This window comes from Amycolatopsis sp. cmx-4-83 (genome assembly GCF_046548815.1).
Taxonomy (GTDB): Bacteria; Actinomycetota; Actinomycetes; order Mycobacteriales; family Pseudonocardiaceae; genus Amycolatopsis; species Amycolatopsis pretoriensis_A.
The window spans coordinates 123,139-149,177 of the sequence record NZ_JAEBEF010000005.1; the positions used below are offsets into that span (position 1 = coordinate 123,139).

Annotated in this window: 26 protein-coding genes; 12 read left to right on the plus strand and 14 right to left on the minus strand. The window is 72.2% G+C overall.

Annotation, left to right across the window (positions count from 1 at the left end):
* Window positions 1-19 precede the first annotated feature (19 nt).
* Window positions 20-442: a hypothetical protein gene (locus tag ACLJQM_RS16290; protein ID WP_247019464.1), complete on the plus strand. Its 423-nt coding sequence runs from the start codon at window positions 20-22 to the stop codon at window positions 440-442.
* Here the strand turns inward: ACLJQM_RS16290 and ACLJQM_RS16295 are convergent.
* Entirely contained in the window at window positions 420-2,252 is a 1,833-nt protein-coding gene (locus ACLJQM_RS16295) for a serine/threonine-protein kinase (protein ID WP_410631901.1), read from the minus strand. The genes ACLJQM_RS16290 and ACLJQM_RS16295 overlap by 23 nt on opposite strands.
* Window positions 2,249-3,043 (minus strand): hypothetical protein, encoded by a 795-nt coding sequence (locus ACLJQM_RS16300; RefSeq protein WP_360765904.1) that lies wholly within the window; start codon window positions 3,041-3,043, stop codon window positions 2,249-2,251. Before ACLJQM_RS16300 ends, ACLJQM_RS16295 begins: the two co-directional genes overlap by 4 nt.
* A gap of 274 nt (window positions 3,044-3,317) precedes the next feature.
* Here ACLJQM_RS16300 and ACLJQM_RS16305 point away from each other — a divergent pair, with 274 nt between their 5' ends.
* The 5 genes from ACLJQM_RS16305 (at window position 3,318) to ACLJQM_RS16325 (ending at window position 9,093) form a co-directional block, all read left to right on the plus strand.
* The gene (locus ACLJQM_RS16305) at window positions 3,318-4,007 is read left to right on the plus strand and encodes a hypothetical protein (RefSeq protein WP_360765901.1); all 690 of its coding nucleotides are present in this window, start codon (window positions 3,318-3,320) and stop codon (window positions 4,005-4,007) included.
* A gap of 92 nt (window positions 4,008-4,099) precedes the next feature.
* Window positions 4,100-4,876 (plus strand): ArsR/SmtB family transcription factor, encoded by a 777-nt coding sequence (locus ACLJQM_RS16310; RefSeq protein WP_410631902.1) that lies wholly within the window; start codon window positions 4,100-4,102, stop codon window positions 4,874-4,876.
* A gap of 168 nt (window positions 4,877-5,044) precedes the next feature.
* Window positions 5,045-6,244 carry an EfeM/EfeO family lipoprotein gene (locus ACLJQM_RS16315; protein ID WP_410631903.1) on the plus strand — a complete coding sequence of 400 codons (1,200 nt, stop codon included), beginning with the start codon at window positions 5,045-5,047 and terminating at the stop codon, window positions 6,242-6,244.
* Window positions 6,241-7,440 carry a Dyp-type peroxidase gene (locus ACLJQM_RS16320; RefSeq protein ID WP_410631904.1) on the plus strand — a complete coding sequence of 400 codons (1,200 nt, stop codon included), beginning with the start codon at window positions 6,241-6,243 and terminating at the stop codon, window positions 7,438-7,440. The genes ACLJQM_RS16315 and ACLJQM_RS16320 overlap by 4 nt, the downstream gene beginning before the upstream one ends.
* A gap of 30 nt (window positions 7,441-7,470) precedes the next feature.
* A complete protein-coding gene (locus tag ACLJQM_RS16325; RefSeq protein ID WP_410631905.1) occupies window positions 7,471-9,093 on the plus strand; it encodes a phospholipase C in 1,623 nt (540 codons plus the stop codon).
* Between the two features lie 29 nt (window positions 9,094-9,122).
* On the opposite strand, the gene ACLJQM_RS16330 is transcribed toward ACLJQM_RS16325, so the two are convergent.
* Genes ACLJQM_RS16330 through ACLJQM_RS16350 form a run of 5 tightly spaced genes read right to left on the minus strand, consistent with a single transcriptional unit; the run spans window position 9,123 to window position 13,125 of the window.
* A complete protein-coding gene (locus ACLJQM_RS16330) occupies window positions 9,123-9,551 on the minus strand; it encodes an ATP-binding protein (RefSeq protein WP_410631906.1) in 429 nt (142 codons plus the stop codon).
* A gap of 32 nt (window positions 9,552-9,583) precedes the next feature.
* Window positions 9,584-9,940 carry an STAS domain-containing protein gene (locus ACLJQM_RS16335; protein ID WP_410631907.1) on the minus strand — a complete coding sequence of 119 codons (357 nt, stop codon included), beginning with the start codon at window positions 9,938-9,940 and terminating at the stop codon, window positions 9,584-9,586.
* Window positions 9,941-9,974: 34 nt separating this feature from the next.
* Window positions 9,975-10,415 carry a response regulator gene (locus tag ACLJQM_RS16340; protein ID WP_360765881.1) on the minus strand — a complete coding sequence of 147 codons (441 nt, stop codon included), beginning with the start codon at window positions 10,413-10,415 and terminating at the stop codon, window positions 9,975-9,977.
* Window positions 10,412-11,932, minus strand: coding sequence for a sensor histidine kinase (locus tag ACLJQM_RS16345; RefSeq protein WP_360765878.1), 1,521 nt, complete (start codon window positions 11,930-11,932; stop codon window positions 10,412-10,414). Before ACLJQM_RS16345 ends, ACLJQM_RS16340 begins: the two co-directional genes overlap by 4 nt.
* Complete coding sequence (locus ACLJQM_RS16350) at window positions 11,929-13,125, minus strand: PP2C family protein-serine/threonine phosphatase (RefSeq protein ID WP_360765876.1); 1,197 nt, start codon at window positions 13,123-13,125, stop codon at window positions 11,929-11,931. The genes ACLJQM_RS16345 and ACLJQM_RS16350 overlap by 4 nt, the downstream gene beginning before the upstream one ends.
* Window positions 13,126-13,322: 197 nt before the next feature.
* Between ACLJQM_RS16350 and ACLJQM_RS16355 the strand changes: the two genes are divergently transcribed.
* Entirely contained in the window at window positions 13,323-13,673 is a 351-nt protein-coding gene (locus ACLJQM_RS16355; protein ID WP_360765873.1) for a hypothetical protein, read from the plus strand.
* A gap of 4 nt (window positions 13,674-13,677) precedes the next feature.
* Here ACLJQM_RS16355 and ACLJQM_RS16360 read toward each other — a convergent pair whose 3' ends face one another.
* The 4 genes from ACLJQM_RS16360 to ACLJQM_RS16375 form a co-directional block, all read right to left on the minus strand.
* The gene (locus ACLJQM_RS16360) at window positions 13,678-14,850 is read right to left on the minus strand and encodes an RNA polymerase sigma factor (RefSeq protein ID WP_410631908.1); all 1,173 of its coding nucleotides are present in this window, start codon (window positions 14,848-14,850) and stop codon (window positions 13,678-13,680) included.
* Between the two features lie 50 nt (window positions 14,851-14,900).
* Window positions 14,901-15,239, minus strand: coding sequence for a YciI family protein (locus tag ACLJQM_RS16365; RefSeq protein ID WP_360765868.1), 339 nt, complete (start codon window positions 15,237-15,239; stop codon window positions 14,901-14,903).
* Between the two features lie 116 nt (window positions 15,240-15,355).
* Window positions 15,356-16,420, minus strand: a complete 1,065-nt coding sequence (locus ACLJQM_RS16370) for a DUF6801 domain-containing protein (protein WP_410631909.1) — start codon at window positions 16,418-16,420, stop codon at window positions 15,356-15,358.
* 65 nt (window positions 16,421-16,485) lie between these two features.
* Window positions 16,486-17,712, minus strand: coding sequence for a DUF6801 domain-containing protein (locus ACLJQM_RS16375; protein ID WP_410631910.1), 1,227 nt, complete (start codon window positions 17,710-17,712; stop codon window positions 16,486-16,488).
* A 319-nt stretch (window positions 17,713-18,031) separates the two neighbouring features.
* Here ACLJQM_RS16375 and ACLJQM_RS16380 point away from each other — a divergent pair, with 319 nt between their 5' ends.
* Together ACLJQM_RS16380 and ACLJQM_RS16385 are read left to right on the plus strand one after the other, a co-directional pair.
* On the plus strand, window positions 18,032-18,598 hold the full coding sequence (locus ACLJQM_RS16380; RefSeq protein WP_247019441.1) for a hypothetical protein: 567 nt from the start codon (window positions 18,032-18,034) through the stop codon (window positions 18,596-18,598).
* Window positions 18,595-19,791 carry a lipase family protein gene (locus ACLJQM_RS16385; RefSeq protein ID WP_410631911.1) on the plus strand — a complete coding sequence of 399 codons (1,197 nt, stop codon included), beginning with the start codon at window positions 18,595-18,597 and terminating at the stop codon, window positions 19,789-19,791. Before ACLJQM_RS16380 ends, ACLJQM_RS16385 begins: the two co-directional genes overlap by 4 nt.
* Here the strand turns inward: ACLJQM_RS16385 and ACLJQM_RS16390 are convergent, their stop codons facing one another.
* Window positions 19,792-20,391: a hypothetical protein gene (locus tag ACLJQM_RS16390; RefSeq protein ID WP_410631912.1), complete on the minus strand. Its 600-nt coding sequence runs from the start codon at window positions 20,389-20,391 to the stop codon at window positions 19,792-19,794.
* A gap of 39 nt (window positions 20,392-20,430) precedes the next feature.
* Here ACLJQM_RS16390 and ACLJQM_RS16395 point away from each other — a divergent pair, with 39 nt between their 5' ends.
* Window positions 20,431-20,964 (plus strand): GtrA family protein, encoded by a 534-nt coding sequence (locus tag ACLJQM_RS16395; protein WP_247019437.1) that lies wholly within the window; start codon window positions 20,431-20,433, stop codon window positions 20,962-20,964.
* Here ACLJQM_RS16395 and ACLJQM_RS16400 read toward each other — a convergent pair.
* Together ACLJQM_RS16400 and ACLJQM_RS16405 are read right to left on the minus strand one after the other, a co-directional pair.
* Window positions 20,854-21,558: a GNAT family N-acetyltransferase gene (locus ACLJQM_RS16400; RefSeq protein WP_410631913.1), complete on the minus strand. Its 705-nt coding sequence runs from the start codon at window positions 21,556-21,558 to the stop codon at window positions 20,854-20,856. The genes ACLJQM_RS16395 and ACLJQM_RS16400 overlap by 111 nt on opposite strands.
* A gap of 556 nt (window positions 21,559-22,114) precedes the next feature.
* A complete protein-coding gene (locus tag ACLJQM_RS16405; protein WP_410631914.1) occupies window positions 22,115-23,311 on the minus strand; it encodes a helix-turn-helix domain-containing protein in 1,197 nt (398 codons plus the stop codon).
* A gap of 188 nt (window positions 23,312-23,499) precedes the next feature.
* Here ACLJQM_RS16405 and ACLJQM_RS16410 point away from each other — a divergent pair, with 188 nt between their 5' ends.
* Window positions 23,500-24,702 (plus strand): PucR family transcriptional regulator, encoded by a 1,203-nt coding sequence (locus ACLJQM_RS16410; protein WP_410631915.1) that lies wholly within the window; start codon window positions 23,500-23,502, stop codon window positions 24,700-24,702.
* A 407-nt stretch (window positions 24,703-25,109) separates the two neighbouring features.
* Window positions 25,110-26,021 carry an alpha/beta fold hydrolase gene (locus ACLJQM_RS16415; RefSeq protein WP_410631916.1) on the plus strand — a complete coding sequence of 304 codons (912 nt, stop codon included), beginning with the start codon at window positions 25,110-25,112 and terminating at the stop codon, window positions 26,019-26,021.
* Window positions 26,022-26,039: the final 18 nt, after the last annotated feature.

The window sequence follows — 26,039 nt, forward strand, 5'->3', positions numbered from 1 at the left end:
TAGAACAGGGGAACTCGTCATGACCCAGTCGCTGGAACTCCCGGTCCAGGAATTCTGTCTCGATTGGACACTCGCGGGCGAGGAAGGCCGCCAGGTCGCGGTCACGTTGTCCGGGCAGGTTTCCCTGCTCGACAACAACCGCTTCTACAAGATCGACGGCGTTGTCTACGTCACGGAGGGTGACGCCGACATCCGCGCGGTCGGCAACCCGTGCCTGTCCGTCCGGCGCAACGGCGTCGAAAAGACCGGGCGGCAGTGGGGCTGGGAAATGTGCTCGGCCCGCAAACGCCTGGGCGCGCTCACCACGATGGAGGGCTACTTCGTCCGCACGGGCTACTGGGCGCCCGCCGACCGCGCCATCCAGCTGGGCCTCTGCGCCGAATCCGGGTGGAGCAGGCGGAAGAGCTACAGCCCGCACGTCACCGTCCGGATGGTCGACTGACCACTGTGGACGCCCGGCGCCGCGCCGCGGCGACGACCAGCCCGGCCGCGAGCGCCCCCGCCACCGCGCACCCGGCGCCGAACCCCGGCGACGGTTCGTGCAGGCGCAGCACCGAAACGCAGAGCCACACCGCGGCGCCGAACAGGACGCCCAGCACCGGGCCGCCGACCGGCGCGCCGCGCCAGCGGTGGCCGTTGCGGATCGTGCGCAGCCCGGATTCGAGGTAGGCCAGCGCGAACAGCGCCAGGATGAGGCTGCCCGCGCCCATCGCGCTGGCCAGCGGGTGCTGGCTGGTGAGGAGCGTGAAGGTCTGGGTGATCGGCCCGGTCCGGACGGTCGCCGTGACCGCGCCGCCGACGATCCACCGCGCGATCCCGGGCAGGGTGAGCTCCGCGGTGAAGCCGTTGCCCTCGGCCTTCGCGGCGGTTTCGGCCGAACCGAGCGGAATTCCGGCCGCGGACAGCTCGACCGCGACCGGCCCCGGGTTCCCGGGCCCGCTGAAGATGAGCGGCTTGCTGAGGTCCACCTCGACCGGAGCCGACACGGCGGTCCCCCCGAGGTTCAGGCTCGGCGACGCCGAGTGCGGCAGCCGTTCGGGGTTGAGCAGCGCGAGGACGACCAGCACGAGAGCGGCGACGGCGGCGCCGGCCCGCAGCCAGGCGATGGCGGCTGACGAGCTTTCGGGTGGCCGGCCGGACGAGCCGCCGGTCGGGTTCGGGTCGAGGTGGTCGTACGGCGCGGCCAAGGTGGGGTTGGGCCCGCCGGGCCGCTGCACGGGACGGGTCCGGGCGGGATCGGGTACCGCCGGGCCGCCGCCCGCGGAACCAGGCGCGCCGGGGCCACCCGCCAAGCCGGCACCGCCGGCCGCCGCGCCGAGGGCCGCGGCCTGCGGGGTCGGGCCCGTCGGGGAGTTCAGCCCCGCGATCACCCTCGGCGTCAGGTGCAGCACCGGCACCCCGGACCGCTCCAGCCACCCGGGCCCGTAAACGGCCGTCGCCGCGGACGCCAGATCCGCCGCCAACGACTCCGCTTCCCGGTACCGGGAGTCCAGCTCGCGGGCCAGGCTCCGCATCACCACGCCCGCGATCGGCATCGGCACGCCCGCGATCGGCGCCGGGTCGGTGAACATGTGCTGGCGCATCATGCTGATCGCGCCGCGGGTGTTGTCGAACGGCAACCGGCCCGACAGCAGCTCGTACAGCACCGTGCCCGCCGCGTAGACGTCCGCCGCCGGGCTGAGCGCGTTGCCCATCGCCTGCTCCGGTGCGATGTACGCCGGCGTGCCGAGGATCTCGCCGCCGTGGGTCACCAGGGTCGCGCCCTCGCTGATCACGCGCGCGATGCCGAAGTCGGCCACCTTCACCACGCCCTGCGTGCTGAACAGCAGGTTGCGCGGCTTGACGTCGAGGTGCAGGACGCCGGCCCGGTGCGCCGCGTGCAGGCCGGCCAGCATCGCCAGGCCGATCGCGCACGCCTGCTCGCCGCTGACGCCGCCGCCGTGGAAGCGGCTGTGGACCGTCCCGCCGTCGAGGCGCTCCATCACCAGCAGGTGCTCGCGGCCCGTGCGGACGTAGTCGTACACCGGGACGATGTGCGGGTGGTCGAGGCTGGCGAGCACCCGCGCCTCGCGGTCGAAGAGCGCGCTGCTCGACGCGTGGTCGAGGATGTCCCAGGGCAGCTGCTTGATCGCGACGCTGCGGCCGAGCGTCCGGTGCACCCCCGCGAACACCACGCCCATGCCGCCTTCGCCGATCTCCGCCCCGATGTCGTACTGCGGCAGGGCGGCGATCAGCTCGGCCGGTGCGCTCATCGGGTGAATTCCTGCGTGGACGGCAGCGGCAGCCGGACCGTGGCGCCGTCTTCGGGGGGTGTGACCGCCGGGGGTGCCGGGTGCGGGGTCAGGTAGCCGAGCAGGAACGCGATCGCCGCCGCGCCCAGCACGACCGGGATCTCGACCGCCGGCTCCGGCGGGACGAGCCGCAGCACCGACAGGCTGATCACCGCGACCAGGCCGGTGCCGAACCCGGCGGGCAGGAACCGCAGGCCGCGGCGCCAGCGGTTGGGCGCCAGCCGGTGGCGGGCCAGCGCGAGCAGCGCGGCCGCCCAGGCGAGCACCGTCAGCACGAGCATCGCCAGGCCGAACACGCCGTACACCGACCAGACGGAGCCGCGGACGTCGGCGACCGTCGTCGCTTCACCGAGCGTGACGCGCTGGCCGTCGAGCAGCTCCACGGACGAGGGAAGCAGCCCGGTCGCCTGGCCGCTGAGGTCACCGAGGTCGAGCACGAACGTCCGGGTCGCCGAGCCCCGGGCCGGCACCTCGAACGGCGCCGTCGTGTCGTAGGCGAAGAACGTCAGCGCGAGGGCGACCCCCGACAGCCGCACGCTGCGGACCTTCACCGGCGCGGTGCCGGAGTTGGTGGCCACGACCTTCAGCTCGACCTGGCTCGCCGGGTCGATCGGGACGGTGGCGTCCTCGATCGGCCGCTGGTCGATCGACACCTGCACGTCGAGCGAGCCGGAATCGGCCGACGCGGCCGGCGCGCCGAGCACCACCGCGCACAAACCCAACGCAACCCCCGCCGCGATGACACGTCCCATTGGGCATCCCCTACTTGCGTAATCCAACTCGTCCGGAATGCTACAGCGAGCACACACCGGGGAGGGACGTCCGATGAGATTCGTGGTTCGGCTGTTTTTGGGCGCCGTTGCCGGAACGTTGCTGCTGCTCACGTTCGCGGGCAACGCCAACGCACAATACACATCTTCGGTTGGTTTGAAACCGTCAAGCGGTAAGGCCGGGAGCTCTTTCACCATTTCCTGGAATTTCTACCCGTGCGGCACGGCGATCACTTTTTCGTGGAACGGCACGCCGATGTGGACGGGGAACGCGACGCTCCAGCAGACCAGCGGCACGGTCGCGGCCACGGTGCCCGCCGGCGCCCAGCCGGGCACCTACCCGGTCACCGGCACGTGCACCAACGCCCGGACCAAGCAGCCGCTCACCGCGAGCAGCCGGTTCACGGTCACCGCCACGCCGACCACGACCCCGCCGCCCCCGACCACCACCCCGCCGGTCGTGACCACGCGCCCGACCCGGCCCGGCACCACCACGACCCCGCCCGGCACCACCACCCCGCCGCCGTCCACCACGACGACCCCGCCGGCGACGACCACCACCACGCCGCCCGGCACGCCCGGCACCCCCACCACGACCAGCACCGTGCCCAAGCCCGGTGAACTCGTGCTCGACCGGCCGAGCATCCAGCCCGGGGAGACCCTCGCGGCGTCGGGCCGGGGCTGCCAGCCCGACCGCACGGTCACGCTCACCTCCGACGGCGCCGAGGTCGGCGAGGCCCGCACCGACAGCTCCGGCGCGTTCACCGCGCCCGTCGAGTTCACCCGCATCGAAGCCGGGCGGCACACCGTCGTCGCCGAGTGCGGGGTGCGGCTGACCGGGGCCGTCGACCAGGTCGTCACCCGCTCGTCCGGCGGCCAGACCGGCACGCTGGTCGTCCTCGTGTTCTTCGTCCTCGCCGGCATCACGGCGATCCGCTTCCGGTAGTCCCCGGTTGACAGGCAGCCGGTCGGCTGCCTATCGTCGGAAAGGCAGCCAACCGGCTGCACGTTTGCCGGGACACCGCGGAAGCGAGCGCGATGGACGAGGTCTTCAAGGCACTGGCCGACCCCAGCCGCCGCCGACTGCTGGACGCGCTCAACGAGCGCAACGGCCAGACCCTGCGCGAACTCTGCGCGGTGCTGGCGATGGCCCGCCAGTCGGTGAGCAAGCACCTGGCCGTGCTCGAGGCGGCCGGGCTGGTCACGACGACCTGGCGCGGCCGGGAAAAGCTGCACCACCTCGACGCCGCCCCGATCAACGCGATCGCCGACCGCTGGATGACCCGCTACGACCGCAGGCGGGCCGGCGCGCTGGCCGACCTGAAACGAGCACTGGAGTCCGGACCGATGAACGAATTCGCGTACACGACCTACATCAACACGACGCCGGAGAAGCTCTGGCAAGCGCTTACCGACCCGGCCTTCACCCGCCAGTACTGGGGCGTTTCCTTCGAAACCGACTGGAAAAAGGGTTCGCCGATGATCTGGCGCGAAAGCGGCGCGAAAACGGAACACCCGGACCAGGTCGTCCTCGAATCGGATCCGTTCCGCCGGCTTTCCTACACGTGGCACACCTTCACGGCAGAATGGGCGAACGGGAACGGCATCGACGCGGAAACGCTCGCGAAACTGCAGGGTGAAAGCCGCACCAAGGTCACGTTCACCCTCGAACCGCAGGGCGAACTGGTGAAGCTGACCGTGCTGCACGACGGCTTCGACGACGACAGCACGACGCTGGCGATGTGCAGCCAGGGCTGGCCCGCGCTGCTGTCCAGCCTGAAGACGCTGCTGGAAACCGGCGTCCCCCTTCCGTGATCCCGGCCAACCGGTCGAACCTCCTGAACGCGACAGAACTGGCACACGGAAAAGTCTGAATCCTCCCCCTTTCGTGGGCGGCCGGCTGAAGTCCGGGTGAATTCCCTCCGATCGACGCCATCCGATGCGGTTTCGCGGGCGTTAGGCTCGCATAATCCGTGACCGGTGATGGTCCGATCGAGTGACGGGAGAGTGCGCGTGCCGGGGTCAGTACGTGCTCGCTGGATCGTGGCGGCGGTCGTGCTCGCCGTCGTGGCGGGTGCTGCCGTGGTGTGGTGGCCCGGCAGCACCGCCGCCGGGGATCCGGAGATCGCCGTTTCGCGCTCGGCGTGCGGCACCGGCTGGTCGGAGCCGAAGCCCGGTCCGCAGACGTTCCGGCTGCACAACACCGGCTCGGTGACCGCCGAAGTCGACCTGGTCGACCCGGCGACCGGCGTGATCTACGGCGAGGTCGAGGGCCTCGGCCCGGACACCACCCGGCCGCTGCAGGTCAACCTCGGCAACGGCAGCTACGCGTTCCGCTGCCTGCCCGAGGACTCGAGCGCGATCGTCGGGCCGGCCGTGCGGGTCAGCGGCGGGGCCGACCGGACCGGGCCGGGCGTCGCGCCGGTGACGCACAACGACCTGCTCGGCCCGCTCAAGGCCTACCAGCAGCACGTCACGACCGGGCTCGGCGAGCTGGTCGCGAACACCGGCGCGCTGAAGGACGCCGTCCACGGCGGCGACCGCGCGGCGAGCGAGGCCGCCTGGCTGACCGCGCACCTGACCTACGAACGCCTCGGCGCCGCCTACGACGCGTTCGGCGACTCCGACGGCGTCCTCAACGGCACCGCCGACGGCCTGCCCGCCGGCCCGGCCGACCCCGGGTTCACCGGCTTCCACCGCCTGGAGCAGGGCCTTTGGCACGGCGAAGACCTCGGCGCGCTCGCCGCCGTCGCCGACCGGCTCGACACCGACGCCCGCGCGCTGCGGACGTCCTTCGGCGACAGCCAGGTCGACGGCAACGACCTCGGGCTGCGCGCGCACGAGATCATGGAGAACACGCTGCAGTTCGAACTCACCGGCCGCACCGACTACGGCAGCGGCACCACCCTGGCCACGGCGCGCGCGAACCTCGACGGCACGCGCGCGGTGCTCGACGTCCTCCGCCCGCTGCTGGCCCCGCGCTACCCGGAGCTGTCCAACGTGGACAGCTGGCTGACGCGCACGCAGTCCGCTTTGGACGCCGCGCACCACCCGGACGGCAGCTGGACCCCGTTGGCGCGGCTTTCCCAGCCGCAGCGCCAAAAGCTCAACGCCGACGTCAGCGAGCTGACCGAACTGCTGGCCCCGATCGCCGCGATCGCCGAGCCGAGGAGGGTCTCGTGACCGGCCTGCCGCGCCGTTCCTTCCTGCGCCGCGCCGCCGTGGGCGCGGGCCTGACCGTCGCCGCCGGGGCCGGGCTCGGCGCGTCCTCCGCCGTCATCGACAGCGCGGCGCCCGTTGCCTTCCACGGCCGGAACCAGGCCGCCATCCTGCGGAACCCGCCGGCACAGACGATCGTCGCCTCCTTCGACGTCGTCGCGGAGTCCAAAGCGGAGCTGACCGACCTCTTCCGCGCGATCACCGACCGGGCCCGGTTCCTCACCACCGGCGGAGCTCCCGCGGCGCTCGGCATCAGCGCGCCGCCCGCCGACTCCGGGGTGCTCGGGCCCGTCGTACCCGGCGGCGACCTGGGCGTGGTCCTCGGCGCGGGCTCGTCGCTGTTCGACGACCGCTTCGGCCTGGCGAAGCTCAAACCGGCCAAGCTCAAGCCGATGACGACGTTCCCCGGCGACGCCCTCGACCCCGCGCAGTGCCACGGCGACCTCAGCCTGACGCTGTCGGCGAACTCGACCGACACCGTGCTGCACGCGCTGCGTGACATCGCCCGCGCGACCCGCGGCGGCATGCAGCCGCGCTGGAAGCTCTCCGGGTTCAGCTCCCCGCCGCGCCCGGCGGGCACCCCGCGCAACCTGATGGGCTTCAAGGACGGCACCGCCAACCCGGCCGGGTCCGAAGTGGACGGTCTGGTGTGGACGACCGGAGCCGGCGAACCCGCGTGGACCGCGGGCGGCAGCTACCAGGTGGTCCGGCTGATCCGGATGCTCGTGGAGTTCTGGGACCGGGTTTCGCTGGCCGAGCAGGAGAACATGTTCGGCCGCCGCCGCGACACCGGCGCCCCGCTCGACGGCACCGAGGAGACCGACGTCCCGCGCTACGCCGACGACCCGATCGGCACGGTGATCCCGCTGACCAGCCACATCCGCAAGGCCAACCCGCGCACGCCGGAGACCGACGCCAGCCGGATCCTGCGCCGCGCGGTGAACTACGACCGCGGCGTCGACAGCAACGGCAACCTCGACATGGGCCTGATCTTCGTCTGCTACCAGCAGGACCTGGAGCGCCAGTTCGAGGCGGTCCAGACGCGGCTGGCCGACGAACCCCTGACCGACTACATCTCCCCGTTCGGCGGCGGCTACTTCTTCGCGCTGCCGGGCGTCACCGGCCCGGACGACCACTTCGGCCGCACCCTGCTCGCCTGACCCGCTCCCACCACGAAAGGAATCTCCACTGTGGACACCAGAACCCGCCGGCGACGGCGTGGCCTGCTCGGCGCCGGGGCCCTCGCCTCGGTGGCCACGCTGGCCATCGTCACCGGCTCCGCGTCGACCGCGGCGGAAGCCCAACCGCTGAACCTCTTCCCCGCGCACTGGATCCCGACGTCGACGCCGATCAAGCACGTCGTGGTTATCTTCGGCGAGAACATTTCGTTCGACCACTACTTCGGCACCTACCCGAACGCGGCCAACACCGACGGCACCCCGTTCACCGCCGCGCACGGCACCCCGAAGGTCAACGGCCTCGACAAGAAGCTGCTGACCGACAACCCGAACGCGTACAACCCGAAGCGGCTCACCCACGAGCAGGCGCTGACCTGCGACCAGAACCACAACTACGGCGCCGAGCAGGCCGCGTTCAACGGCGGCAAGATGGACAAGTTCGTCGAGAAGACCGAAACGGACAAGTGCACCGGCCAGCCGGTCCTGTTCGGCGAGCCCGGCCTCGTGATGGACTACTACGACGGCAACACCGTCACCGGCATGTGGAACTACGCCCAGAACTACGCGCTGAACGACAACTCGTTCGACACGAACTTCGGGCCGTCGACGCCGGGCGCGCTGAACCTGATCTCGGGCAACACCCACGGCGTGCAGGCGGTCGACCCGGTGACGCACGAGCCGGTCAGCGACGCCTACGCCGTGCAGTCGCCGGACGCGAACGGCGTCGGCACGATGATCAACGACCCGGACCCGGCGTGGGACGACTGCTCGGGCAAGAACCACACGAGCAAGGACAACCTGGCCACGATGCACGGCCGGAACATCGGTGACCTGCTCAACCAGCGCCGTGTCACGTGGGGCTGGTTCCAGGGCGGCTTCCGCCCGACGGGTTCGGCCAACGGCTACGCGGTGTGCGGTCAGACCCACACGAACGTCGGCGGCAACGCGGTCGTGGACTACAGCCCGCACCACGAGCCGTTCCAGTACTACCCGTCGACGGCGAACCCGAAGCACCTCGCGCCGTCGTCGGTGCAGGCGATCGGCCAGACCGACCGCGCGAACCACCAGTACGACATTTCGGACTTCGACGACTCGCTCAAGGCCGGCTCGATGCCCGCGGTGAGCTTCCTGAAGGCTCCGGAGTACCAGGACGGCCACGCGGGCTACTCGGACCCGCTCGACGAGCAGCAGTTCGTGGCCGGCGAGATCAACAAGATCCAGCAGTCCCCGGACTGGAAGTCGACGGCGATCGTGCTGGCGTACGACGACTCCGACGGCTGGTACGACCACCAGGCGTCGAAGGTGATCAACGGCTCGCACGACGCCGCGCAGGACCAGGCGGTCTGCACGGGCAAGCCGTCGACGCTGGGCGGTTACGCGGACCGCTGCGGCTACGGCCCGCGGCTGCCGCTGCTGGTGGTTTCGCCGTACAGCAAGGTGAACCACGTCGACCACACGCTGACGGACCAGACCTCGGTGCTGAAGTTCATCGAGGACAACTGGTTCGCCGGCCGGATCGGCGACTCGTCGTTCGACTCCCGCGCGGGCTCGCTGAACGGGATGTTCGACTTCTGGTGGCCCCGCGCCAAGAGGGTCACCCTCGACCCGAAGACGGGCGCGGTCGTCCACAGCTGACCCGGCGGTCGTGAGTGGGAAACGGTGTTCTAACCCTGTTTCTCACTCACGACCGGGTCGAGGTCCCAGGTCAGGGTGACCACCGTGCCGCCCTCGCCGGAGGCGATGTCCGCGCGGTCCGCGCTCGCGCGCAGCAGCAGCAACCCGCGGCCCCGCGGGGAAACCGGGCGCGGGTCGACCACCGGGGTGCGCCACTGGCCGTGGTCGCTGATCACCACTTCGATCCGGTCCTCGTGCGCCCGCGCGTCCAGGTCGACCACTCCGGGGCCCGCGCCGTCGTAGGCGTGGTCGGCCACGTTCGCCAGTGCTTCGTAGGCGGCCAGCACGATGTCGCGCGCCCGGGCCTCGTCGACGCCCGCCGCCAGCACCCACGCCATCAGGTCGTGGCGGAGTCGCCGGAGCGCCTCGGGGGCCGCTTCGACGCCGTGGCGGCGGAACGACCCGGCGGGTTCGTGCATCGGGGCTCGCCCTTCTTCCGTGCCGGGGGCCGTCATCCGAGCGCTTCGCCGACCGTCGGGTGGACGCTGATCCACGTGTCGAGGCCGGTCGTCTTGAGCGGGCCGGACGTCACCGGGGAATCGCTCACCACCCGCAGCGCGCGCTCGGCCAGCCTGCGGTGCGCCGAGGCGAGCACCTGCAGGCCCGCCGAGCAGAAGAACGTCACCGACCGCAGGTCGACCACCAGCGTCTCCGGGCCCTCGGCCAGCACCGCGTCGACGACGTCCTCGAACTCCGGCGCGCTGAGCAGATCGATCTCCCCCGCCACGCCCAGCACGGCGGCCCGGCCCCGCCAGTCGAGCGTGACCGCCAGGTCGGTGGCGGGGAGATCCCGGGAGGAAGGCGTCACGGCCCCTTATGGTGCCCCACTCCCGGGCAAACGGCTACCGGTGCGGGAGCTGCACGACGGTGACCCAGAAGTCGTCGATCTTCCGGACCACTTCGATGAACTTCTCGAAGTCGACCGGTTTGGTGACGTAGGCGTTGGCGTGCAGCTCGTAGCTGCGCACGATGTCCTCTTCCGCCTCGGAAGTCGTCAGCACGACGACCGGGATCGTGCGCAGGTCCGGGTTCTGCTTGATCTCCCCGAGCAGCTCCCGGCCGTCCTTGCGGGGCAGGTTGAGGTCGAGCAGGATCAGCCCGGGCCGCGGCGCTTCCCGGAACCGGCCCTCGCGGTTGAGGAACTCGAGCGCCTCGACGCCGTCGGCCGCGACGTGCAGCGCGTTGCGGATCTTGTGGTGCTCGAACGCTTCCCGCGTCATCAGCACGTCGCCGGGGTCGTCCTCGACGAGCAGGATGTCGATCGGGGCGGGCGCCTGGGTCATGCTTCCCCATTGTCCGTTCGGGCCGGCAAGGTGAACCGGAAGGTCGTTTCGGTGGCTTCGGTGTCGAGCCAGATCCGGCCGCCGTGGTACTCGACGATCCGGCGGCACAGGGCGAGACCGATGCCGGTGCCCGGGTAGGCGGTCCGCGTGTGCAGGCGCTGGAACAGCGCGAACACCCGTTCGGCGTACTCCGCGTCGATGCCGATTCCGTTGTCCGACACCGAGAACACCCAGTCGTCGCCGTCGCGCTCGGCGGTGACCCGCACCTCCGGCGGCGTCTCGCCCTTGAACTTCAGCGCGTTGCCGATCAGGTTCTGGAACACCGCCGTCATCAGCGCCGGTTCGACGCGCACCTCGGGCAGGTCGACGTGGGCGACCTTGCCGCCGCTCAGCGAGAGCGCGACCTCCAGGTTCGCCAGCGCGTCGTCGACCAGCCGGTCCGCGCCGACCAGGACGTGCTCGCCCGGTTTCCGGCCGACCCGCGAGAACGCGAGCAGGTCGTTGATGAGGACCTGCATCCGCTTCGCGCCGTCGACGGCGAACTCGATGTACTGGTCGCCGCGCTCGTCGAGCAGGCCCTGGTAGCGCCGCTGGAGCAGCTGGCAGAAGCTGGCCACCTTCCGCAGCGGTTCCTGCAAGTCGTGCGAAGCGACGTAGGCGAACTGCTCCAGGTCGGCGTTGGACCGCTCCAGCTCGCGCGTGCGCTTGTCGAGCAGCGCGTGCGCGCGCTCCAGCTCGGCGACCTCGTCGAGGATGCGCTGCCGCATGGCTTCGACGTCGGCGCCGAGCTGCGCGATCTCCCGCGGCCCGCTGCCGTGCACCGGGTGGTGGACGTCCTGGTCGGCGACCTGCCGGACCTCGCCGGCCAGGTCGAGGATCGGCCGGGTGATGACCCGCCGCAGCCCGATGGACAGCACCGTGAACAGCACCACGAGCAGCACGGCGATGGCGACGAGCATCGCGGTCAGCAGGTCCGCCGCCGCGTCGAGCTGGGCGCGCCCGGCGTCGCGGACGGCGGAGAGGTGGTCGAGCTGGGCGGTCATCGCGGCGCGCACCGCGTCGAACTGCTCCCGGCCGCGCTCGACCTCGGCCGGCGTCACCACCGGCGCGCCCGGCACGAGGGTGGGCGCGGCCGTGGCCTGCCAAGTCTGGGCCGCCCGCAGCACGGCGTCGAGGTCGTCGCCGAGCTCGGTGCCCGGGACCACGCCGGACTGCCGCAGCTGGCCGACGGCGTCGGCCTGGGCCCGGACGCCGTCGGTGTAGGGCGTGAGGAAGTCCGGCTGCCGGCCGAGCTGGTAGCCGCGGACGCCGGTTTCCTGGTTCAGCAGCGCCGTCGACAGCTGGAGGGCGGCCAGCCGCTGCGGCCCGATCACGTCGAGCAGGCGGTTGCGGGCGTCGGTGAGGTTGTTGAGCGCGATCCCGCCGCCGATCAGCGCGGCGAGGAGCAGGACGGTTTCGGCGACGGCGAGCAGGGTCAGCCAGCGGCCGATCGACCAGCCCCGTGCGTCAGCGGTCATCGGGCGGACTCCCCGGGGTCGTGGCAGAGCAGGGCGAGGGCGACGTCGTCGTCGAGCGGGCCGGAGTTGAACCGCTCGGCGCGGGCGATCAGTTCGTCGAGCAGGTCGGTGCCGTCGAGCCCGCCGCGGTGCAGGATGTCGAGCACGAGCTCGGCCATCCGCTCGTGGCCCAGCCGTTCGGACCCGGCGCCGACGCGGCCCTCGAAGACGCCGTCGGTGTAGAGCAGCAGCGACCAGCCCGGCTCCAGCTGGACGTCGAGGGAGTCCCACTTCGCGCCCTCGACGATGCCGAGCGGGACGCCGACGCGCCCGCCGTCGAGCAGGTGCCCGTCGCCGGGGGTGAGCAGCAGCGGCGGCAGGTGCCCGGCCAGCGACAGGCGCAGGGATCTTCGGTCCGGCGCGACGACGACCATGCAGACGGTGGCGAACAGCGGCTCGATCCGCTCGTTCACCAGTACCCGCTCGACCATGCTCAGCACGTCGGCCATCGGCAGGCCGGCCATCACGAGCGAGCGCCACGCGATCCGCAGCGCGACGCCGAGCGCGGCTTCGTCCGGGCCGTGGCCGCAGACGTCGCCGATCATCATGTGCACACTGCCGTCGGCGAGCTCGACGGCGTCGTAGAAGTCGCCGCCCAGCAGGGAGCCGTTGCGGCCGGGGCGGTAGCGGGAGGCGAGGTCGAGGTGCGGGTCGCGCAGCAGCGGGACGGGCAGCAGGCCGCGTTCGAGCCGCGCGTTCTCCCGGGCGAGCAGCTGCTGCTGGAGGAACTGCTGCTCGACCTGCTCGGCGCGCTTGCGTTCACGGGCGAAGCGCAGCGCCTTCACCAGCAGCGGCCCGTCCACCTGGTCCTTGACGAGGTAGTCCTGCGCGCCGGCGGCGACCGCGGCGACGCCGGTGGCCTGGTCGTGCTGCCCGGTCAGGACGACCACGGCGACCCCGGGCGCGTGCTGGACGAGCTTCGTCAGCCCGCTGAGGCCCATCGCGTCGGGCAGCTGGAGGTCGAGCACGACGCAGTCGGCCGTGAGCGGGGCGACCAGCGCGGCGGCGAGCGTTTCGACGCGTTCGAGCGAGAACGGCACGGACGTGTCCGCCAGCATCTCCTCGACCAGCAGCGCGTCGCCGTCGTCGTCCTCGATCAACAGCACCCGCAGGCGGGTGCCGGGATTCCACGATGAGTCGTGCGCGGCGGTCACCGGCTTCTCCCGTTCGGCTGCCCTCGAGCCAGCACATCCAGACGATCAACCCTAGCGGCACCGGCGCCGGCCCACTACGGCCGCGGAACCGGTCTCACCGGGGTAGCGCTTTATAGCACCCCGATGCGACACCGGGTGGGTAACAGTTCGGTTCGTGGCCGTGCCGGATCCGGGCTCGCCCGGCCTACGCTCCGGGCGTGCCCGCGTCCCGAGCCGCTTTCGCCTGGTGGGGAGCCACCGCGTGCTGGCTCCTCGGTTCCCTGCTGGGCGGCCGGCGCACCCCGGTGGAGGCGGCTCTGCCGATGCCGGTCGCGGTGCTGGCGTACGTGCTTTGCGCGGGGCTTTTCGCGCTTCTGGTGTACGGCGTGCACCGCGGGGTCAAGGGGATGCGGACGGCGCTGGCGGTCGTGGGCGCGCTCGGCATCGTGGACCTGGTCGTGCAGCTGGTCGGCGACGTCGTGACGCGCTCCTACGGGCACGGCGCGTTCTTCCTGGCCGCGCTGGTCCTTTCGGGCGCGGGCTTCGTCCTGCTGTTCAGGCCCTCGTGAGTGTTCAGGAGGGCCGCGGCAGACGGGCGGCGAGGAACTCCTGCTCCACGGCGTTGTCGCTCAACGCCAGCGCCGCCCGGTACGCCTCAGCCGCCTCCGCGTCGCGGCCGAGGCGGTGCAGCAGGTCCGCCTTCGTGGCGGGCAAGTAGCGGTAGCCGGCCAGCCTGCCGTCGGACTCCAGGCGGGCGAGCTCGCCGAGGGCCGCCGCCGGACCGTCCACCATGGACAGTGCGACCGCGCGGTTGAGCGCCACCACCGGGGACGGCCACAGGCCCAGCAGCACGTCGTACAGCGCGAGGATCTGCGGCCAGTCCGTGTCGGCGTAGCTCGGCGCCTGCGCGTGCAGTGCCGCGATCGCCGCCTGGACGCTGAACCGCCCCGGCGGCCCGCTCTTGAGCGCTTCGACGACGAGCCGGTCGGCCTCGGCGATCGACGCGGTGTCCCAGCGGGTGCGGTCCTGCTCCGCCAACCGCAGCAACCGGCCCGTGCCGTCGGTCCGGGTCGTGCGGCGGGCCTGGTGGACGAGCAGGAGCGCCAGCAGCCCGGCGACCTCGGTGTCGGCCGGCAGCAGGGCCCGCAGCATCCGCGCCAGGTCGAGGGCGCGGCCGGTCAGCTCGTCGCGAACCAGGTCGGCGCCGGTGGACGCGGTGTGCCCGGCCGAGAACAGCAGGTGGACGACGGTCAGCACGACCGACACCCGCGCGGGCAGGTCCGCGGCCGACGGCACCGCGTACGGGATGCTCGCGGCCGCGATCTTCTTCTTCGCCCGCGTGATCCGCGCGGCCATCGTCGGCTCCGGCACCAGGAACGCGTGCGCGATGTCGGCGGTCGCCACCCCGCACACCAGCCGCAGCGTCAGCGCGATCTGGGCCTCCTGCGCGAGCGCCGGGTGGCAGCAGGTGAAGACGAGCCGCAGGCGGTCGTCCGGGATCGGCCCGGCCGGCTCCGGCGGCTCGGTCGCCTCGGGCTCGACCAGCAGCGGCAGCTTGCGCCGCAGCACTTCCCGGTGCCGGACGCCGTTGAGCGCGGTCCGGCGCGCGACCGTGGTCAGCCACGCGCCGGGCCGGTCCGGGACGCCGTCGCGCGCCCAGCGCTGCAGCGCCTGCAGGTAGGCGTCCTGCACGGCCTCCTCGGCCTCGTCGAGGTCGCGGGTGACCCGCACCGTCGCGGCGAGCACGGAGGCCCACTCGCGACGGTGCGCCTCGGCGACGGCGTCGGCGGCGGGACTCAGTCCGGCACCACCTGGAAGTCGATCAGCGGCCGGACCTCGACGCCGCCCTCGACGACCGGCGTCAGCTTCGCGCAGGCGAGCGCGTGGTCGAGGTCGCGGGCCTCGAGCAGGTACACCCCGGCCAGCACCTCCTTGGTCTCCACGAACGGCCCGTCGGTGACGAGGTCGCCGCGGAGGGCGGTGGCCGTCTCGTTGGGCTGCAGCGCCAGGCCCGCGGTCACCTTCCCGCCCAGCTCGCCGATCCGGTCCGGCAGCCCGATGTGCCGGTCCATGATCTCCTTCGGCAGGTCCTCGGGCGGGATCCGCTCGTAGATCAGCACCGCGTACTGCGCCATGGCCGTTCCTCTCGTCGTGGTCCTTTCCTACCCCGTCACGCGAGAGGCGGCGAAATCGACAGCTCGGAACAACGGACATCCGGAGATCTTCTCGGCGACGTACGCGTGCCGGCCGGTCAGCGCGCGGCCAAGGTGACGGCGAACGTGTTGCCGTCACCTTGGAACAGCGAACTCAGGTACGCGGTGAACGTGCCGCAGCCGGTCAGCGCCGGGATCGCGAACCCGCCGGTCACCGGGCCGCCGGTGGCGAGCGCGAAGCCGGTGCCCGTGCGCAGGTCCACCGGGATCGGTGCGCTCGCCCGGCAGCCCGCGTCGGCGACCGGCAGGCCGAACAGCGTCACCTGCGGCACCGCCAGCGCGAGCTTCGCGTGCGCGACGAACCCGTCCCCGGTGAGTTCGCCGGTCTGCGGGCCGTCGGGGGTGAACCGCAGGTCCGCCGTCCCGGGGACGAACCCGAAGACCTTGAACTCCGCCTTCGCCGGGTCGAACGCCGCCGCGAAGCCCGGAACGGCGAACGACCCGGTGAGCGGTGCCGTCGCCCCCAGGGCCTTGAGCGTCGTCGAGCCGGTCACGCCGTAGTCGTGCCGGGTCTGCGTGCTGCCGAGGTCGAAGCTCAGCAGCACCGGGTCCTGGCCGGCGTCGAGCGTGCAGTCCGAGGTGAACGAGCCGAGCCCGGTGAACGACCCGTCGGCCTTCTTCGGCGTGAGGCGCGTGCTGAAGTCGCCGATCGTCAGCGCCGTCTTGCCCGCGTTCGGCAGCTGCACCGGCGGGACCGAGCCGGTCGCCGGCGTGGTGAACGGCCCCGACGACGGCACCGCCGTCTTCGCCACCGTGAGCGGCAGGGCCAGTGGCAGCGTCAGCGGGCCGTTGGTCAGCGTCACCCCTGCGGACGCCGTCCCTTCGATGCTCGCCGCGCCGACCAGTGCCAGGCCGCGGGTGGACTTGTCGGGCACGGTCACCGAGACCGCGAGGTCCGCCGTGGTGAACGTGCCCCCCGGCGCGGACGGCACGTCGAACGCCGCCTTGATCTCGACGTCCAGCTTCTGCAGCCCGATCAACGGGAACGGGCAGGTGTAGCTCAGCTTCTTGGTGATCGGCGTCGACGCGTGCGCGGGCACGGCCGCGAGCGGCAGCACCAGGCAGGCGAGGGCCGCCGCGAGCAACGACCGGGCTTTCCGCACGGGCTCTCCCTTCGAGGGCATGGCACCGGCCCCCGCCGCGGCGCGACGGGGGCCGGTAGTTCGGGTCACTTCTTGGTGAGCACCAGGTCCAGCGTGTTGCCGTCGCTCTTGGCGAACGCGCTGATGATGTCGTTGAACGAACCGCAGTTCTGCAGCGCGGACAGCGAGTAGGTGCCCGAGAGCTTCCCGCCCTTGAGCAGGTCGAAGTCGGGGCCGGTGGTCATTTCGCTGGTCGACGACGTGGTCGTGCCGCACTTCGGGTCGGTGCTGATCGGGATGCCGAACAGGTTGACCGTGGTGAGGAACGTGTCGAACTTGATGTGCGCCTTGAACCCGGTGCCGACGAGCTCACCGGACTGCTGGCCGTTCTGCACGACCTTGACGTCCGAGCTGCCCTGGATGAAGCCGAACAGCTTGAAGTCGGTGTGCGTCGGGTTCAGCTTCAGGTCGCCGGTGAACGTCTTGGCCGAGAGGTTGACGTCGGCGTCGAACGAGCCGGTGATCGGCGCGGTGCTGCCGAGCGACTTCAGCGCGGTCTGGCCGGTGATGCCGAAGGAGTACTTGATGCCGCCGCCCGGCGGGGTCGTGGTGGGCGGCGTGGTCACCGGCGGGGTGGTGGTCGGGGGCGTGGTCACCGGCGGGGTCGTGGTCGGCGTGGTCGTGCCGCCACCGCCCGCGATGGTGATCGTGGCCAGGGTGTTGTTCTGGCCGGCGTCCTGCGTGCAGGGCGCGTCGATGGTGCCGTCCGGCGTGATGCCGGTGACCGAGCCGTCGGCCTTGCGCGGGGTGACCTTGAGGTTCAGGTCGCCGACGGTGATCTTCGCCTGCCCGGGCTGGGTGAACGTCAGCGACGGCGTCTTGCCCGACGCGTTGATGTTCAGCTCACCCGAAGCCGGGATGTTCGTCTTGTCCAGCGTGATCGGGACGTTCACCGGCAGGTTGAGGCTCGGCGCGGCGACGGTCGCGGCCGCCGTCGCGGTGCCCTCGATCGTCGTGGCACCGATCAGGCTGAGGCCGGCGACGGTGTCCGCGTTGATCGTGGACACGGCCTTGATGTCGAACGCGCCGGTCGGCTGGCCGGTGTTGACGGTGGTCGGCAGATCGGTGTTGATCACCACCTTCAGCGACTGCGAACCCACCAGCGGGAGCGTGCAGTGGTAGTTCAGCGTCAGCGAGATCGGGTCGGCGGCACTGGTCTGCGCCCCGAGCACGAGTGCGGTGGCGACCAGCCCCACCGCCGCCGTGGCCGCGGCGGCCGCGACCGTCTTCTTCTTGCCTCTTGGGTGACTCACGATGGTCCTTCCGTGTATCAACAGTGATACGAAACGGCGCGCACATTCTGCGAGAATCGCGACCGACCGTAAGCTAACGAGCGCGGATGGCGGCAATCAAGAGCTTTTGGTGAAAACGCCACGCCACACCCGCAAATTGTCACACGGGCACGTCGGCCGGGCCGGGTTCCTAGCAGACGGAGGAAGGTTTCCCCAGCACAGCGCTGTCACCGAACCGCTGACGCACGTGACAAGTCCCCGCCGCCGAATGTTGACGGAGGTGCCAACCGGTCATTCTCTCCTTGCTCGCGGACAACCGCGCCGCGTAGCTTCGAAACCCATGAAAAGAATGCACAGCGCGGTGCTCGCAATGGCGGCGGCCGCACTTCTGTCGTGCGCCGCCTGTGGCTCGGACGCCCCGGCGGCCGACCCCGGCCGCCACGCCGACCCCGCGGCGCTCGCCTGGGTCGACAAGGTGTGCACCGGGGTGGCGGCGGGCTCGGCGAAGCTTTCGCAGCCACCGGCGGTCGACAGCGCCGACCCGGTGAAGACCCGCGACGCGATGGTCGACTTCCTGAGCAGGCTCGGCTCCGCCCTCGACGACATGGCGGGCGGCATCCGCGGCGCCGGCGTCCCGCCCGTCCCGGATGGACAGTCCGCAGTGGACAAGGCCACCGGCAACCTCACCGCGACCAAGACCAAGGTCGGCGAGACGAAGGCCAAGATGGAGCAGGCGAAGGTCACCGACGACGCCAGCCTGCGGAAGGTCATCTCCGAAGCCGACGCCACCATGGGGCAGCTCGCCGACCCGGAGGGCCCGATCAAGGACCTCAAGGCCAACCCCGAGCTCGACCTGGCCTTCAGCGAGTCCGCGACCTGCAAGCGCGTCTACGGGAGCGGCGCGTGAGCGCCCGCCGCGTGCTCGCCGCGCTGGTGGCGCTGGTCCTCGCGACGGCGCTCGCCCCCGCCGCTTCGGCGGCCCCCACGCCCGCGGCCGGGACCGGGCCGGCCGACGACTCCTTCTACACGCCGCCGTCCCCGCTGCCCGCGGGGAAGCCGGGCGACGTGCTCCGCTGGCGCCCGTCGAACGCGGGCCCGCGCAAGGCGTCGGTCGACGCGTGGCAGGTGATGTACCTGTCGACGAACGCGCTCGGGCAGCCCGACGCGGTCACCGGCACCGTGCTGGTGCCGAAGACCGCGAACCGCGCCACCGCCCCGATCGTCTCGTTCGACCCGGGCACGCACGGCCCCGCGTTCGCGTGCACGCCGTCGAAGATGATCGACATCGGCGCGTTCTACGAGCAGCCCGGCCTCGACGACCTGCTCGACGCGGGCTACGCCGTCACCGTCCCGGACTACGAGGGCTACCAGAGCACGCCGAAGACGACCTACGTCGTGGGCCGCGCCGAAGGCCCGGCGGTGATCGACGGCGTCCGCGCGGCCCAGCGGCTCACCGCGGCCGGGCTGTCCCCGACGGCGAAGGTCGTCTTCCGCGGCTACTCCCAGGGCGGCGGCGCCGCGGCGTGGGCCGGCGAGCTGCAGCCGGTGTACGCACCCGAGCTGAACCTCGTCGGGATCGCGGCCGGCGGGGTGCCCGCGGACCTGGTCCAGGTGACGCTGCAGCTCGACGGGAAGTTCGGGTTCGGCGTGTTCGCCTACGCACTGGTGGGCCTCGACCAGGCCTACCCCGAGCTGCAGCTCGACTCGTTCCTCAGCGGCAACGGCCGCGCGAAGCTCGCCGAAATGAAGCAGAGCGCATGCACGTTCGAGCTGCTCACGACGTACGCGAACCAGAAGATCGCGGACTACACGACCGGCCCGGGCTACATCAAGCCCGCGTGGGTGGCCCGGCTGAACGAGAACAAGCTCGGCGGCACCCCGCCGAAGGTGCCGGTGTTCCAGTACCACGGCACCGGCGACCAGCTGGTGCAGTTCGCGCAGGCCGACGCGCTGCACAAGGCGTACTGCGCGGCCGGGGTCGCCGAGACGTGGAAGACCTACGACACCGACCACATCACGCTGGTCTACACCGGCAACGCCGACGTCCTGGCCTTCGTCAAGGACCGGATCGCCGAGCTGCCGGCGAGCTCGAACTGCTGATCAGCGGGTGCGCCCGCCGTGCGGGCGCTGCTGCCAGGAGCTGATCACCGAGCTGACGTACTCGCGCCACTGGTCCTGCTGGTCCGGTGGCGGCGCCGTCGTCGCGGGTCCCGCGGGTTTGCGGCCCGCGACGGCGGGCGCGCTCGGCTTCCTGGCCGGGGAATCGTGCACCTCCGCGGTGAGCGGCGGCGCTTCGGCGGACGCGCTCATCGTCTCCACCGCCTCGCTGGAGGTCGGCGGCGGAACTGGGGCGCCGGCCCCGGGCGGCGGCACGGCCGTCCCGCCGACCTGGTGCGGCTGGAACAGCACGACGGCGGCCAGCCCGAGCGCGACGACCCCGCCGGCGGCGAGGATGAACGGCTTGGTCCGGCGCGAGGTGCCGGCGGGCGGAGCGTCCTGCGGGCGCCCGTCCGCGGGCTCCGGCGCCGCCAGTTCGGCGTCGAGGATGGCGATCGGGTCGGGCTTGGTCTCCGGTTCCGGCGCGGGCTCCTCGGCGAGCTTCGCGTCGAGGTCACCGCGGATCATCAGCGGCCTCGTCTGCGAGAGGTCCACCAGTTCGGCGACCGAGGGCAGCTCGCTCCCCTCGCCCTTGCGTGCCATCGAAAGACCTCCACCCTGTCGGCGTCACCTGGAGGAACCATGCCCGAGCCGCGAGAGCTGCTCCGCTTCGCCGTCGTCGGCTTGGCCGCGTACGGGGTCACCCTACTGGGCGACTACAGCCTGAAGCTCACCGTGTTCCGGGAGAAGCCGGTGACGGCGCTCGCGCTCGCCACGATCGCCTCGACGGCGTTCGCGTACCTGCTGTCGCGCCGCTGGTCGTTCGCCGGCCGCGGCGGCCACCAGCGGCTGCGCGAGGCAACGCTGTTCTTCGTGGTCAACGCGGGTGCGGTGGCCGTGAACCTGGTGCCGCCGCTGGTGTCGCGGTACGTGCTGCGGCTGGAGGAGCCGCACGTGGGCTTCCTGGCGCAGGAGATCGCGGACTTCGTCGCGGGGATGGTGCTGGGCACGCTGTGCGGGACGGCGTTCCGCTGGTACGGCTACCGGCGGTGGGTCTTCCCGCGGTCAGCGCCACCAGTTGGCGTCCCCCAGTTCGGTGAACCCGAGCTTGTCGTAGAGCGACTTCCCGGCCCGGGCCGCGGTCAGCGTGACGGGACGGTCCTCGAAGTGCCGTAGGACGGCGTGCACGAGCGCCCGCCCGACGCCCTTCGAGCGGTGTTCCGGCAGCGTGGTGACCCAGTAGACGCCGCCGACGCCGCCGTGGTCCATGGTGACGCAGGCGCCTTCGCCGCCCTTGAGGAAGACGGCCTGGTCCAGGAGCGCGCGGGGGAAGACCGTGCCGGGTTCGAGTGGCTGGTACTCCTCCAGCGGGAAGCCGTCGACGACGACGGCTTCGGCCACGGCCAGCTCCGCGGCGGTCCGGACGCGGGTGACGCTCCCTTCGTCCGGCACGGGCGCGGGTTCGCGGACCATGACCGGCAGCTGCCCCGCGGTCATCCCGAGGTCGTGGAGCTCGAGCACGCGGAAGGGATCCTCGACCACGACGGCCCGGCCCTCGGCCCGCTTGCCCCGGGCGAGTTCGGCGAGCTCCCGGGTGGTCTCCCCGTCCGGCTCACCGGTGCGCAGCATGATCCGGAACCGGCGGCCGTCGATCGCGGCGAAGCCGGGGCGTTCGAGGACACCGTCCCCGCGAGCCCGGGCCAGCGCGGCCCACATCGCGACGGCGTTGTCGCCGGCCTGCCGCAGCCGCTCGGTGCGCGATCCGGTCATGCCGGGAGCTTAGGACCGGCGTGGTCCCTTCCCCAGGGCCAATCCCCGCGCCCCGGACCAGGCCACTCGGCGCGGCGACGTCATGAACGAGTCGTTCACCACGCCTGACGACAGGAAAGAGTCGTTCATGACGTCTCGCCAGTCGCGGCCCGGCAACGCCCGCTCCGCCACCAGCGCCAGCTCCAGCCGCAGCCGCTCCCCCCGGGCCCAGCCCAGCCCCGCGCCAGGCCACTCGGGGCGGGGACGTCATGAACGAGTCGTTCACCACGCCTGACGACAGGAAAGAGTCGTTCATGACGTCTCGCCAGTCGCGGTCCGGCAACGCCCGCTCCGCCAGCAGGGCCAGCTCCAGCCGCAGGCGCTCCCCCGGATCCGACCCAGCACCAATCCCGCGCCCCAGACCAAGCCACCCGGCGCGGCAAGCACCGCGTCAATCGCGACCCGGCAACGCCCGCTCCGCCAGCAGGGCCAGCTCCAGCCGCAGACGCTCCCCCGGATCCGACCCAGCACCAATCCCGCGCCCCAGACCAAGCCATCCGGCGCGGCAAGCACCGCGTCAATCGCGACCCGGCAACGCCCGCTCCGCCAGCAGGGCCAGCTCCAGCCGCAGGCGCTCGCCCGGGTCGTCCAAGCGCGCTCCGAACAGCTCCGACAGCTTCTTCAGCCGGGCCCGGATCGTCTGCGGGTGCAGGTCGAGCAGGCGGCCCAGCTCCGGGGCGCTCCCCCGGGTCTGGACCAGGGCCAGCAACGTCTCCGCCAGCTGCTCGCGGCGTCGTCCGGACAGGCTCGACAGCGGCTCCAGCGTCGTCTCCGCGAGCTGCGTCACCAGGAACTCGTCCGCCAGCAGGAGCAGCGTCGTCACGTGGTCGCGGCACCAGACCACCGGGCCCGGCGCGTCCAGCAGGCCGCGCGCCGCCAGGTCGACCGCGCGGCGGGCCACCCGGAACGACTCCGGGGCCGAGGCCACCGGCACCAGCGGGCCCACCGCCGCCGTCCAGCCCGCCGGGAGGGCCGACAGCCCGGCCAGGTCCGTGTCCGGGGCCGAGGTCAGCGCGGCCGGCGGGTCGCCCGACGGGTCGGCCGGGACGTGCTCGGGCAGCAGGCCCGGCGGGAACTCCGGGGCGCCCGGCAGCGCCCGGAACGCCACCGCCGCCACGCGCGACGGCACCGGCAGCCCGGACGCGGCGACCAGACCGTCCACTTCGGCCGGTGTGCGGCCGCCCAGGAGGGCGCGCAGCACGCGGCGGTGGCGTTCGCCGGTGCCGGACACCGCCGCTTCGGCCGCGCTGTAGCCCTCCGCGACCGCCGCCATCGACGTCTCGACGTCGGCGAACATGCCCTCGGCCGCGCCGTACAGGACATCGCCGGACAAGCCCGCTTCCCGTGCGGTGTCGGCGATCCACCGCCACGTCACGCGGCTCGACACGCGCACGGCCGCCTGCACGGCCTCGCGGCTCAGGCCATTGTGGAACGCCGCGCGCCCGTGCCCGCGGAACTCGGCGAGCCGGTCGGCCTGCCACATCGCGGGCGTGCCGACGCGGTCGATGTCGCGCTCGATCCCGCGCCGCGTCTGCTCGATCGCGGCGACGCGCGCCGGGCCGGGGGCGAAACTCCCGGAATATTCCGGAACCTCGGCGGCGATGGCATCCACGCAGGCCCGGGCGATCTCCGGGATCCGCGGGCGCACGACGTCGCCGAGTTCGTGCGGCAGGCGAGCCCACACTGAGCCGTCCGAGGCAGCGGGAACGCGCATGGGGAATTCAGTCCTCCACTGGGAATTGGCGCCTCAGAAATAACCCCGCCACCTGACACGGAGCGTAGAACGCCCACCCGTCCGTGTCAAAAGGACGGGTGCGCGTCACCCTTTCAGGGAACCAGTCGTTGATTATTCAGTCACGCACCGGTCGGATACGCTCAGCCGACACCGGACTCGAAGGGGGATTGGTGGTCGAGTACCGCAGCTTCCGCCTGCTGGCTTCGCTGCCACGCGCGCTCGGCGCGGGCCTGCGCCCGCACGTCGGGCACGCCGCGGCCGCGATGATCCAGGAGGTCCAGCGCACGGTCCCGGCCTACGGCCAGCCGCTCAAGGGCGTCTTCGGGAAGGTACTGGTCAAGAGCGTCGAGTACGCGGTGCAGCACTGCGTCGACTCGATGGGCGAGCCGGCCCTGTCCCACGACCACTGGATCGAGTTCTACCGCGGCCGCGGCCGGATCGAGTTCACCGAAGGCCGCAACCTCGACGCGCTGCAGGACAGCGCCACGCTCGGGGCCAGGGTGGCCTGGCGGGCGATGCACCCCGGCGTCGTCGCGGCGGGCGTCGACCCGGCCGTGATCTCGGTCGCGGCGGAGGCCATCTTCGCCTACGTCGACGAGCTGTGCGCCACCGCGATCGAGGGCTACCAGGAGGCGCAGGCGAAGGCCGAGGGCGCCGTCCCGGTCCGGCGGCGGCGCCTGCTGGAGCTGATCGTCCAGGCCCCGGAAGGCGCCGCGAGCAGCATCGCGGAGCTGGCCGGCGGCGCGGGCTGGCCCCTGCCGGAGACGGCGGCGATGGTCGCCCTCGAGCGCGGCCCGGACGCGGCCGACTTCCCCGCCGACCTGCTCGGCGACGGTGTCCTGGCCGATCTCGACGGCCCCGAGCCGCACCTGCTGACCCGCGACCCCGACGCGGAACTGACCCCGCTGGAGGCCAAGCTCGACGGCTGGCGCGCGGCGGTCTCCCCGACGGTGCCCCTGGCCGACGCCCCGGCCGCCCTGCGCACGGCCCGCCGGGCGCTGTCGCTGTCCGGCCCGGACACCCCGGGCCCGATCATCTGGTGCCGCGACCACCTGGCCACGCTCTGGCTGCTGGCCGAGGACTTCCTGGCCGCGGAGCTGGCCCGCCAAAGCCTCGACCCGTTCGCTTCGCTGACCGAGAAGCAGCGTGACCGGCTGGGCGAGACCCTGCTGGCCTGGCTGGAGACCCGCGGTGGCGCGCCGGAGATCGCCCAGCGCCTGGGGGTGCACCCGCAGACGGTCCGCAACCGCTTGCGCCAGCTGGAGGAGCTGTTCGGCGACCGGTTGAAGGACGCGGACGACCGCCTGGGCATGCAGCTGGCCTTGCGCGCGCAACGGCTGATGCGCGCCCACCGGCCCCCGGAGAGCTGACGCCTCGAGCCTCGCCCGCGCAGGTGCTCAGCGGCTCCCTTGCGCAGCTCCCCGTGCGTGTGACGGCCCGCTCAGCACGCGGTCCAGCGTGCGCACCGGCATCGGCAGCACCCGGCGCCAGGGACGGTGCCCCGGGCGGCGGCGCGGCAGGGGCGGGGCGAAATGAATACTCGCGCGGCAGGACATCAGCGCTTCCGGTGCGTCATTGCGACCATGCCTTCGAGAATTACCCGGATACCACCGGAATGTCGATACACTTTCCCCGTGCTTCCCGGAAACCCGCACGCGTGCGCGTCTTTCCGCAAAACTTCTTGTCATGCTCGGTGCGGATTTCGCCGGGGTGGTCTTCACCACATCGGCGGAAGTGGTCGGATGCCCTATTTTCGGCTCCGCGAGAAAGGGCGCCGATGACACTCCGAACCCACGACCTCACCTTGCACGGCCGGCGCGTCCGGGTGCACGAGCACCTGCCCGCGACGGACGACGGCGACGAAGCGATCGTGCTGCTGCACGGGATCGCGGGCAGCGCCGGAACCTGGGCGCCGGTGCTGCAGCGGTGCGCCGGGCTCGGCCGCCGCGTCCTCGCCCCGGACCTGCCCGGGCACGGGGATTCCGACGCACCGCGCACGGACTACGGCCTCGGCGCGATGGCGAGCATCGTGCGGGACGTGCTCGCGGTGTCCGGCGTGCGGCACGCGACCGTCGTCGGCCACTCGCTCGGCGGGGGCATCGCGATGCAGTTCGCCTACCAGTTCCCGGAAATGTGCGACCGGCTCGTGCTGGTCGGCAGCGCCGGCCTCGGCCCGGAAGTCAGCCCCGTGCTGCGGGCGACCGCGCTGCCGGGGGCGCCGGTCTTCCTGGCGCTGACGGTCAACCGGTGGACGCTCGCCCTCGCGCGGGCCGTGGCCGGGGTCGGCCGCCGGCTCGGGGGATCGTTGAAATCTGAAACACGGGAACTGGCCAGGCACTTCGGCTCGCTGGCCGACCCCGGGCGGCGGCGCGCGTTCCTCGCCATCGCGCGCAGCCTGATCGACCTGCGCGGCCAGCGCGCGAGCGCCGTGGAGAAGCTCTACCTGGCCGAGTCGGTGCCGATGCTGCTGGTCTGGGGCGCGCGCGACCCGCTGATCCCGGCCGCGCACGGGCGCCGGACGGCGACATTGCTGCCGGACAGCCGCTTGACGGTGCTGGAAAACGTGAAACACTTTCCGCACGTGGCCGACCCGGACGGGTTCTGCCTGCTGCTGAACGAGTTCGTCTCGGGGACCACGCCCGCGCGGCTGACGCTCGACGACGTCGTCGCCCGCCTCTTGGCCGGCTGAGCCGTCCGAAAAGGCCGC